The sequence below is a fragment of the Coleofasciculus sp. G2-EDA-02 genome, assembly GCF_040226375.1.
GTDB lineage: Bacteria > Cyanobacteriota > Cyanobacteriia > Cyanobacteriales > Coleofasciculaceae > Coleofasciculus.
Genome location: NZ_JAVKEW010000027.1, coordinates 19920 through 28745 on the forward strand (window position 1 = coordinate 19920; position 8826 = coordinate 28745).

Consider the following 8826-nt stretch of genomic DNA (forward strand, 5'->3'; position numbering starts at 1 on the left):
AGTATTAACCGTTAATAGATGCGATCGCGTCTTTAGCCGCAAGCCTGTGAACTCCGGTTGGCGCACATGAATCAGAGTTGAACATTTATCTAAGTATAAATGCTTATTTTAGTCCGCGATTGTTCATTATCACTTATCTGGTAATTTTTTGTAACAAAATTGACAGTTGTTCTGAAAGAGCCATACAATTTGAAGCGGTAAGTTTAATCACTGCGATCGCAGGATTAAGCGCCAAAAATCAATTTAATTTAAGGATAAAACGGATAACTATGACCCAGTTTTTCAGCCGATTCAAACGGTTGGCAACGATTCTGATCGTGTTGCTGATGGTTGTTTCTACGGTTTGTTTACTGCCCAACCAACCCGCATGGGCGAATCAAGATACATCAAGTCCTTGGGCAATTCAAAGCTCGTCTTGGGCGCGTTGGGCACCGGCTCCCTACACCCGTTGGGATGTTTATAACGATCTGGATAATCGGGTTCAACTCGTTGCTGATCCTACAACAAAGAGTGCTGTTTACTTCCTCAACTCCGATGGCTCTGTCGGCTATCGTAATGTTGATCAAAACATTAATAAAACCTTTCCTGGTATTACCGCTAAACAGATTGCTGTCGGTAAAAATGGGCGACTGTGGGCAATTACCACGGATGGACGTTGGGCGCGTTGGGCACCGGCTCCTTACACCCGTTGGGATGTTTATAACGATCTGGACAATCGGGTGCAGTTAATCGGTGATCCTCAATCAGAAGGGGGAATTTACTTCCGTAAATCCGATGGCTCTGTCGGCTATCGTAATCTTGATCAAAACATTAACAAAACCTTTCCTGGGATTGTGGCAAAGGATTTAACTGTTTCTGATCCGGCTTAAACGTTCAGTGAGCAATCATTGATATCTGTGGGGTGGGCTACCGCCCCATTTTTTGTTAGCTTCTAGTTTAAACATTTTCTGCGTTCACGCTTCATGCTCCCACTCAATTTCCTGCTGATATCAGTTGCTTACCTTGGGGTGAATTCGCATAACCCAAGAAAGCTTGAACGGCTGGATTCGCTGGGTTTTTGTAGACGTAATAGAGGGTTCGTTGATAGGGATAAGTGGGTTGATCGGGAAGTACACCATTAACAGCCAAAGAACGCACAGTTTTCTGATTCATCACCTGAGTGTACGTCGCATAGCCAATGCCATCATTCCCTAATGCTCGAAGTAGGGGTGTTGTGGCGTCTTGGGGTAGGGTGGTAATATTTCCCGTTGTGCCAAAATTTTCTCCGGCTAATACTAATTCTTTAAATGCTTGATGGGTGCCACTAATCGCTGGGCGATTGATGACGCGGATAGCATTTGCAGCACCGCCGACTTGTGACCAGTTGGTAATTTTTCCCTGGAAAATATCCTCGACTTGACTAGGAGTTAGTCCGCCTGTAAGGGGATTATACACGCCAACGACGATCGCGATCGCATCTGTGGCAATTGGCATAGCGACTAAGCCTTGACTTTGTTCTTCAGGAGTCAGAGGTCGAGAAATCGCCGCGATATCTGTGTTCCCAGCTAATAGGTTTTGAATTCCTTGATCAGAACCACTGGCTTTGGGAATAACGGTTGTATTCGGAAATTGTTGTTCAAAGCCATTTTTGAGAGTTTGGTTAATACCCACCATACTTGTAGAACCATCAATTCTCACCTGAGTACCACTCACGCCAGCCGTTGGCGGCGGAAACGAAGCAGCCGCAGGGGTAGGTGTGGGGGCGGGTGGAGGTGTTGGAGAGACGCCGGATGAGGTGGGAGGAGGAGTCGTGGGAAGGGTGGTGTTGACGGTTGGGGTTTGATTCTTCAGATAAAACCATCCGTAGCCAGCCGCGAGTAAGGCGAGGGTGATCAGAATATAAGGGATGGGAGAAGGATCACCACGTTTTATCATCAGATTCACCTTGAGTGGGAACAGATATCTAGATGAGGCAAAATCACCGATAATTTAGCTTTGTAGGTTGGGTTGAGGAACAAAACCCAACGAGAACAGGCTAACTTGGACATTGTTTGCTTTCCTTGACATGCTCCCCTAAACATCTTGCTCGCTACTAATACCCAATTTAAATACATGGCAGCTTACGACCTGCTGCTAATTTTATGCAAATAACGGCTCTTAATGATCTAAATTAACAAAACTCTACACTTCCACTTAGCTTAACCAAAGCTTAAACTAATCGTGATTATCTATTGCCATCAGGAATTGATGATGCCATTAAAGGGTGGTATTAGTCGGCGCTAATCATGAAATGTATTCAATGTCAGACGGATAATAATTTACAAGAACGGACTGAAAATCAGGGGCGGTGTAAAAATTGTGGGCATCCCTTTGCTTTTGAGCCGACGAGTATGGGTACACCAATATTTACTGACGCATTTTTTGCCAAGTCGATCGCAGATATTTCGGTTAACGGTACTCTGTTTTTTACACCCAAGCAATTCTTGTATTTTTTTGATAGGCGTTTGAGGGGTCGGTCACTGGGAAATGGTTCCTTGTTCTTATATATCTTGTATGTAGTATTGTCTATTTGGACTACCAGTTTCGTTGGGTTAATTTTATCCAATATTATTGGTGAATCATCATTTATTATTGTATCAACACTTTTCAATATTATCGTCATTTCTATTTTATTCAAAACTAGCCAATCCAATCAAGTTAGTCCTAAAAATCGCCAAAATAATGCCCGACGTTTGCAACTTGTCGGAGGATTTATTGTCGTTGCGGGAATTGGCGTGAGTATAGAAATATTCAATTCTTTTGGTATGTTCGCAGTTGCGGTTATCCTAGGAATGCTGTCTATCTATTTGGGAACTCGACAGCTACAACGTCAAAAAAGAATATCTCAATCTTTTTTAATTACTCAAAGTCAAGTGGAAAATTGGCTGAATCGCTGGCAAGAAATTAATGGTAACTCAGAAAAAATGCTACCCTCTCCCCGTGAGGAGAATACTGAAGCCGAAATCAGTCCAGATATCAGCGCCTATAGTTTTGACCGAGTAGTCGTTTGTGATAGTGCGACTATTGCCCAACTCCTGATTGCGAATAATTTCCACTTTGAAAATAACTGCGCTGTTCTCAGTATTAATGGCTATCCCCAAAGAATTTTTAGAACCATATTACAAATGCTAAAACGTAATCCAGAATTAAAAGTTTATGCCCTCCATGATGCCAGTCCTCGTGGCGTCAGATTGCTGCATCACCTGCGAACTAGCCGAAACTGGTTTGCCGAAAATACGGTGACAATTTACGATTTGGGATTACTTCCTCGTCATGTATTGAACAGCAAACGTAATTTTTTTGTCCGAGGAGCAGAAGAATCAGCGCAACAGGCAAAACAATTATCTCCAGATGTGCGGCAGAATTTGTCGGCAGAGGAACTAGAATGGTTAGAGTTGGGTAATTTTGTAGAATTGGAATCCTTTACTCCCCAAAGATTGTTGCAAATCGTGACTCAAGGGATTACCAGAAGACAGCTTTCTCCAGATGGCACAGATTCAGCTTTTGTAGAAATTGAGAGCGATTCTAGTAGTGGAGAGGCTTATTTGTTAGCCTCTGAAAGTTTTGGGTAAGGTGAGATGATATAGCAACCGCCATAGCTGTTAGGACACATCATACCAAATCCGCCTTTCTTACCCCCTTTTGCCATGGCGATTGAAATCGCTGCTACACAAACAAAGTCCGCCTGCGCGGACTAGGTGATAACGGGGGTAGTTAACCCGGATTTGGTATCATTTAGTTACAGACGTTCCGCTGGAGGAGTCTCTACTACAGTTCGTTTGTCTTAATCGATGTGTCTACTGCTATAAAAGACGAATTATTCCCACTATAGGGTTAAGGTATGATCGGGATTTAAATTGACGCGATCGCGAATTGTACGCTACACAGAGTTAATTTCAATCTAAGATAAAGAAAGTAGCGATCGCAATCTTGGTTCATGTCTTTTACCTATCCTCCCGCAAACCTACCATTTCAACGCCTGCGCGATGTGCGTGCGGCGCTGCTGCAACTCCATAAAGCGCTTCTCGACTCGGAACGCGATATGTATGAACGGTTTCATGGGCGTATTCGTTCAAAAGGAGAGTTTTTTCAATTGGTTGTCCAAGATGAATGGTTTAGTTGGTTACGCCCTTTCTCTCAATTTATTGTCCAGATTGATGAAGCGTTGAATGCAAAAGAGCCGATAACGTTGCATCAGGCAAATGAACTGTTAGACGAAGCCCGTTCTCTGGTTTCTCCTGATGAAGCGGGGACAAATCGAGAGCAACGTTACTATCAAGCGATTCAACGTGACCCAAATATTGCCCTGATGCATGCTGATGTGTCAAGACTGCTTTCGAGAAGTAGGCGTTAATTGAATGGGGTGTTTCCTTTAAAACTTGTCTTGATAGTAAATTTGGATTAAATTTTCCAATTTATCGTCAGGACAACATTCAATCAACGCTTCAAATACCTCTAGCAATTTTGCACCACTTTCTCCTAAGGTTGGACTCAATCCCCAAACATCCTGTACCCAGTCTTGAGGAAGTTCATCGCTAAAAATTAAACGTTCCAGGAGTTGCTTGGCTTCGGTTTTGGAGATTGGTTCGTTGCCATTGGTCATTGATCATTCCTGATTGGGGAATTGACGAGTCGGGAAAACATGGGGATTTATTGTTTTGTGATCTGTGAATAATTGACCATAAGTTAAGGTTCAACTATTGTTCAAGTGTTTCCATTTGATAACGGGTTGCTCTAATCCCTTCTGAATCATCGACTTGTTCAAAAATGGCTAAGGCTTTTTGATAGGACTCTTGTGCCATTTTCACTTTTCCCTGCTGGCTATAAACTGTACCAATATTGTACAAGGTTATGGCTTGCGATCGCGGAATGTTTAGTTCTTCAAAAATCGCTAATCCTTGCTGGTGAGACTCTAACGCCTCGGCATACTGCTTCATCTTACCGTAGGCTAATCCTAAGTAATCCAGGATGATGCCCTCTCCCGGTTTATCCTCAACTTCACGATAAATGACTAAAGCGTCTCGGAGAAAGGGTAAGGCTTGTGCATCTTGATCTTGTGCCAGATAGGCGATGCCAATATTGCCCAAAACAATGCCTTCACTGCGGCGATTGCCGATGTCTTGGAAGAGTTTCAGTGATTTCTGATGATGAGCGATCGCATCATTGTACTGCTGTAGATTGTTATAAGCGAGTCCCATATAATCAAGGATGATCGCTTCCTCCTGGCGATCGCCAATGTCTTGGGCAATCTCTAACGCCTGCTGATAAGCCTCTAAGGAGTTCTCGTACTGCTTGAGACTGTCATACACTCGACCCATTTGCGTCAGAGTCATCACTTTTCCCTGGGGGGCTTTGACTGTCTCAAATAACGCTGACGCCTGTTGCAGTCGATTTAACGCCGCCTGCGCTTGACCCTGCTGATACAGATCACGCCCTTCCTTTAGCAACTGTTCGGCTTCATTAACCTGATCTTGAGGGGTTTGTGCTTGTACCTGCGTCGATAGAGACACAGACAGAGAAGGAGATAGGGAAATCGGCGATAGGAATGTCAACAGCAGCGTCGCTGTCGCCAAGCTGAGTGAGTTAAGTCGTTGGGGTAAGGACAAATACATGGGGCTAAAACAATAGTCTACGAGATCGAGCAGATGACACTAGAACAAGGCAGATGACAGAAGCAGAAGGCAAAATTTAACAATCGCCTTGGGTTAAAATCCAAGGAACCCTAAGCTCAAGTCGCCTTTAGACGACTACATAAGAGTTTTAGTCCATTTTAACAGTAGCTTTTAGCCGGGAGTTTGAACTTCGGGCGGATGCTTCAGGGCTTGACCTATTCCATTATGCCTAATCCTAGAGATTGAAACCAAAGGCAGGCAGGGTGTGTTCAATATCCGATCCTAAACGAATCGTGACCCTAAATGTCTCTTCCCTCGTTCCCACTACACTGGTAAAGAAATAGGAACTACTCCCATCTAACTCTTGTTCAACTAAAATCGCTGTTTGGTCACTAATCCGTAATGTTAAACCTTCTGGGAAACCTGTTGGGGACTGTGTGCCTAAAATGAGCAGTAACGCCCATTCAGGGACTGTTCCAGATAATAGGGGCCACGTTATCGCATACAAGCGTAGGGGTGTGTCTGCTACCTGGAGATTATGATACGCCCCCTTAGCTTGAGGCGGAATCTGGAGATTATTATACTCCAATTGTTGCACGATCGCATCCAATTCGGCGGTAGGCGATCGCATGGCGCTAGCTGGGGTTAAACTAGGCAGGAGTTGCCAGGAGAGTTCTTGGGCGAGTTCGTCTAATTCATCCTGTAACCAGCGTCCCACATTGATCACGTTTCGGGTTAATCGGCTGAGTAAATCAGACAGGTAGTTCTGTAGGATAGATTGGCTTTGGGGATCTGTTTGCAATTGATACAGCCAGGTGCGTAACTCAGAACGGGTTAGCACGAGGGTAGCTTGTTCCCAGGTTAAAATCTGCCACAGTTGGAACGCCGGAGACTGGAATTGGGGGAGTTTGGTTTCGAGTTGCGATCGCTTATGGGCAAGTTGCAGGCGGCGATCATTGGGTATTGGGGGGAGGGGAATGGCTCTGGGGTTTAAACAGCGTAATTCTAATAATAGATGATTCGGGTCGCAATCAAAGGCATTGAGGGGGAATGAATAAGTCCAATCATCCTCAACCGCTAACCCCAGAGTATCCCGTTGTTCGATTAGCTGGGGATAGGAGAGAAACCCTCTAACGACGGCTGTTTCTTCTTCCTCTTGTACGTCTACGACGACGTAGAAATGGGGGATGAATTCGGGGATATCGACAACGGTTCTGGGTAAGGATACCTGATCATCGATGAGGCTACCTTGGGCAATCAGACAGAGGTTAAACCCATTTACATTAAGATGACAAACGGCTTCAATGAGATTCGCTGTAGCCGGATCGAACAGGGACGTGCGATCGCGATTTACGGTTAAATCAGAACTACGTTCGGCTAACCATGCCTCGAAACCAAATAAAGCTAAAGCATTAAGATAAGTTTGCCATTGGCGTTGTTCGTTGGCAATGGGTTGGGCGAGGTGAATGGCTTGATTAATCGCATCGTCACCGAGTTGGATGGTTTCAATGGCGAAAGCGTCACCATCAAGCCCCGGTTGAGTGGTTGAGTAGAAAGTCATGATACATTACTCCTGTTATCCAGATAAAGGCAGAGTCTTTGGGTAAAGAGGCTGCGGGTCTTATGATGGCGTTCATTGGTGGCGGTACTAGCTTCTGTCGCCGCGTCTTCGATCACCTGGGTTACTTGTTGCGCGATCGCGTCTTGAATCTGTTGATGAATGGTTTGCAGGCGTTGGATATTGGTATAGCGTTGGGCTTCCGCCAGGATGCGATCGCTTAAATAAACCAGTAACTCCCGTTGAATATCGGCGCGAAAGGCTTTCAGTTTCAGTAGACGGCTGACTTGAAATTGTCCTTTATAGTTAAAGTTTCGGGCAATATCGGACATAGATTGTCCTTGACAGTGAAACAGATGCAACGCAGTGATAAACTGTTGGGCTTTCTGGGAATCTCGGCGCTGTAATTTCGTCGTGCGATCGCGAGTTATTTGGGCGATGGCTGTATCTAAACCCTGAACAAATTGTTGGCGATAGGCGGTTAAAAATTCGCTTTGTTCATCGGGTTCGGGTGTGGGTTCAGAATAGGGAATATCTATAGGTTCCTTCGGCGTTGCATCCAAAGATTGGCTTTTTAACATCCCACCGCGTACATAAATTCGGTAGTCACGCAGTCGAGAGGCGATGAGTTGCAGTTGGCTGAGGAGGGTTTCGGGGCGTAGGGGAAGGGAGAGACATTGCGCCATTTGCTGTAATTGTTCGGGGGTGGGGGGGTGACATTTTCCTTTAACTCCGGCGAGACGTTGTTTTAGGCGTTGGCTGCGGTAGACGGCGTGATAAGCATGGAGAATTTGTTGGGCGCGTTGGATTTCCGGTGGGGTTAAGTTGTGAAACTCGGTGAAAATACGGTGTAGTTGTTTGGGTTTGGTATCGTTTAATATTGCCCAATCACTAACTAGATAAATCCCATGTTCAAGTAGAAACTGATTTAGGGGTTTATGGTGTTTCACTCGACGAGTTGTCCAAGTGGCGAGGCTGCTTTGTTCGGGGTCAAAACTCTGTAATATTTCATCCAGGAAGGATTGGTAGGTGGGAGAATGGCGGTGGGGTTTACCGATTTCTTCGTCTAAGACAAAGGGTAATAAATCGGTACTGGTAAAGCCATGTTTAGCACCAAACCGACTCGCTAACCCCCGACAAACGTAGTCAATTTGCCCAGACATAAAGCATTTGAGACAAAGTTGAGCCATACTACTCTGATCAGCTCTAATCTCAGCTCCCCCAGCTCCCCCAGCTCCCCCAGCTCCCCCAGCTCCCCCAGCTCCCCCGGCTTCCCCTGCATCCTGCATCCAGTACCAGAGTTGACGCTGAATTTGGGTATCCGATACTTGAGTATCTGGGGTAAAATCAGGGAATGATTGGAGGAAAAATGCCTTAGCTGTGGTAATTTCCCGGACTTGGCGTCTCCCGGCTGCATCAATCGCGATCGCACTCCAATATCGGGAGGCTTTATTGGTGGGGATTCTTACGGCGCTCAATTCGTTGCTCATCACTCGTGTAAGCTGCTACGCAGCTAAACCGGATAAACAGCATTGCCTTTGTTTTTGATTTTTCTATTCCATTTAATTATAAGCTCTCCTTCATTTAATAATTTATGTAGCAATTTTTCTAGTTCTTCTACTGATTCAAATAGTCGAT

At 45.0% G+C, this 8826-nt stretch carries 8 protein-coding genes and 1 pseudogene; 3 read left to right on the forward strand and 6 right to left on the reverse strand.

Translation table 11 applies throughout. The annotated features are described in order from the left end of the window. Positions 1 to 269 precede the first annotated feature (269 nt). Positions 270 to 869, forward strand: coding sequence for a hypothetical protein (locus tag RLO19_RS03045; protein WP_446353725.1), 600 nt, complete (start codon positions 270 to 272; stop codon positions 867 to 869). 103 nt (positions 870 to 972) lie between these two features. Here RLO19_RS03045 and RLO19_RS03050 read toward each other — a convergent pair whose 3' ends face one another. Further along, a complete protein-coding gene (locus RLO19_RS03050; RefSeq protein ID WP_446353727.1) occupies positions 973 to 1914 on the reverse strand; it encodes a phosphate ABC transporter substrate-binding protein in 942 nt (313 codons plus the stop codon). 350 nt (positions 1915 to 2264) lie between these two features. Here RLO19_RS03050 and RLO19_RS03055 point away from each other — a divergent pair, with 350 nt between their 5' ends. Both RLO19_RS03055 and RLO19_RS03060 read left to right on the forward strand, forming a co-directional pair. Continuing rightward, positions 2265 to 3590 (forward strand): hypothetical protein, encoded by a 1326-nt coding sequence (locus RLO19_RS03055; RefSeq protein ID WP_446353729.1) that lies wholly within the window; start codon positions 2265 to 2267, stop codon positions 3588 to 3590. A gap of 365 nt (positions 3591 to 3955) precedes the next feature. After that, the gene (locus RLO19_RS03060) at positions 3956 to 4372 is read left to right on the forward strand and encodes a hypothetical protein (RefSeq protein WP_446353731.1); all 417 of its coding nucleotides are present in this window, start codon (positions 3956 to 3958) and stop codon (positions 4370 to 4372) included. Positions 4373 to 4390: 18 nt separating this feature from the next. Here RLO19_RS03060 and RLO19_RS03065 read toward each other — a convergent pair whose 3' ends face one another. The 5 genes and pseudogenes from RLO19_RS03065 to RLO19_RS03085 all read right to left on the reverse strand — a co-directional run. Then, on the reverse strand, positions 4391 to 4621 hold the full coding sequence (locus RLO19_RS03065) for a hypothetical protein (protein ID WP_446353733.1): 231 nt from the start codon (positions 4619 to 4621) through the stop codon (positions 4391 to 4393). Positions 4622 to 4715: 94 nt separating this feature from the next. Continuing rightward, positions 4716 to 5630: a tetratricopeptide repeat protein gene (locus RLO19_RS03070; RefSeq protein WP_446353735.1), complete on the reverse strand. Its 915-nt coding sequence runs from the start codon at positions 5628 to 5630 to the stop codon at positions 4716 to 4718. Positions 5631 to 5865: 235 nt separating this feature from the next. Next, positions 5866 to 7191 (reverse strand): DUF1822 family protein, encoded by a 1326-nt coding sequence (locus tag RLO19_RS03075; protein ID WP_446353737.1) that lies wholly within the window; start codon positions 7189 to 7191, stop codon positions 5866 to 5868. Next, complete coding sequence (locus RLO19_RS03080; protein ID WP_446353739.1) at positions 7188 to 8678, reverse strand: hypothetical protein; 1491 nt, start codon at positions 8676 to 8678, stop codon at positions 7188 to 7190. The genes RLO19_RS03075 and RLO19_RS03080 overlap by 4 nt, the downstream gene beginning before the upstream one ends. 23 nt (positions 8679 to 8701) lie before the next feature. Further along, positions 8702 to 8826 (reverse strand): annotated as a pseudogene (locus RLO19_RS03085) (IS630 family transposase); the annotation flags it as partial.

Coding starts and splice junctions, on each gene's coding strand:
- RLO19_RS03045 (WP_446353725.1), top strand. CDS start 270: ATGACCCAGTTTTTCAGCCGATTCAAACGGTTGGCAACGATTCTGATC.
- RLO19_RS03050 (WP_446353727.1), bottom strand. CDS start 1,914: ATGATAAAACGTGGTGATCCTTCTCCCATCCCTTATATTCTGATCACC.
- RLO19_RS03055 (WP_446353729.1), top strand. CDS start 2,265: ATGAAATGTATTCAATGTCAGACGGATAATAATTTACAAGAACGGACT.
- RLO19_RS03060 (WP_446353731.1), top strand. CDS start 3,956: ATGTCTTTTACCTATCCTCCCGCAAACCTACCATTTCAACGCCTGCGC.
- RLO19_RS03065 (WP_446353733.1), bottom strand. CDS start 4,621: ATGACCAATGGCAACGAACCAATCTCCAAAACCGAAGCCAAGCAACTC.
- RLO19_RS03070 (WP_446353735.1), bottom strand. CDS start 5,630: ATGTATTTGTCCTTACCCCAACGACTTAACTCACTCAGCTTGGCGACA.
- RLO19_RS03075 (WP_446353737.1), bottom strand. CDS start 7,191: ATGACTTTCTACTCAACCACTCAACCGGGGCTTGATGGTGACGCTTTC.
- RLO19_RS03080 (WP_446353739.1), bottom strand. CDS start 8,678: ATGAGCAACGAATTGAGCGCCGTAAGAATCCCCACCAATAAAGCCTCC.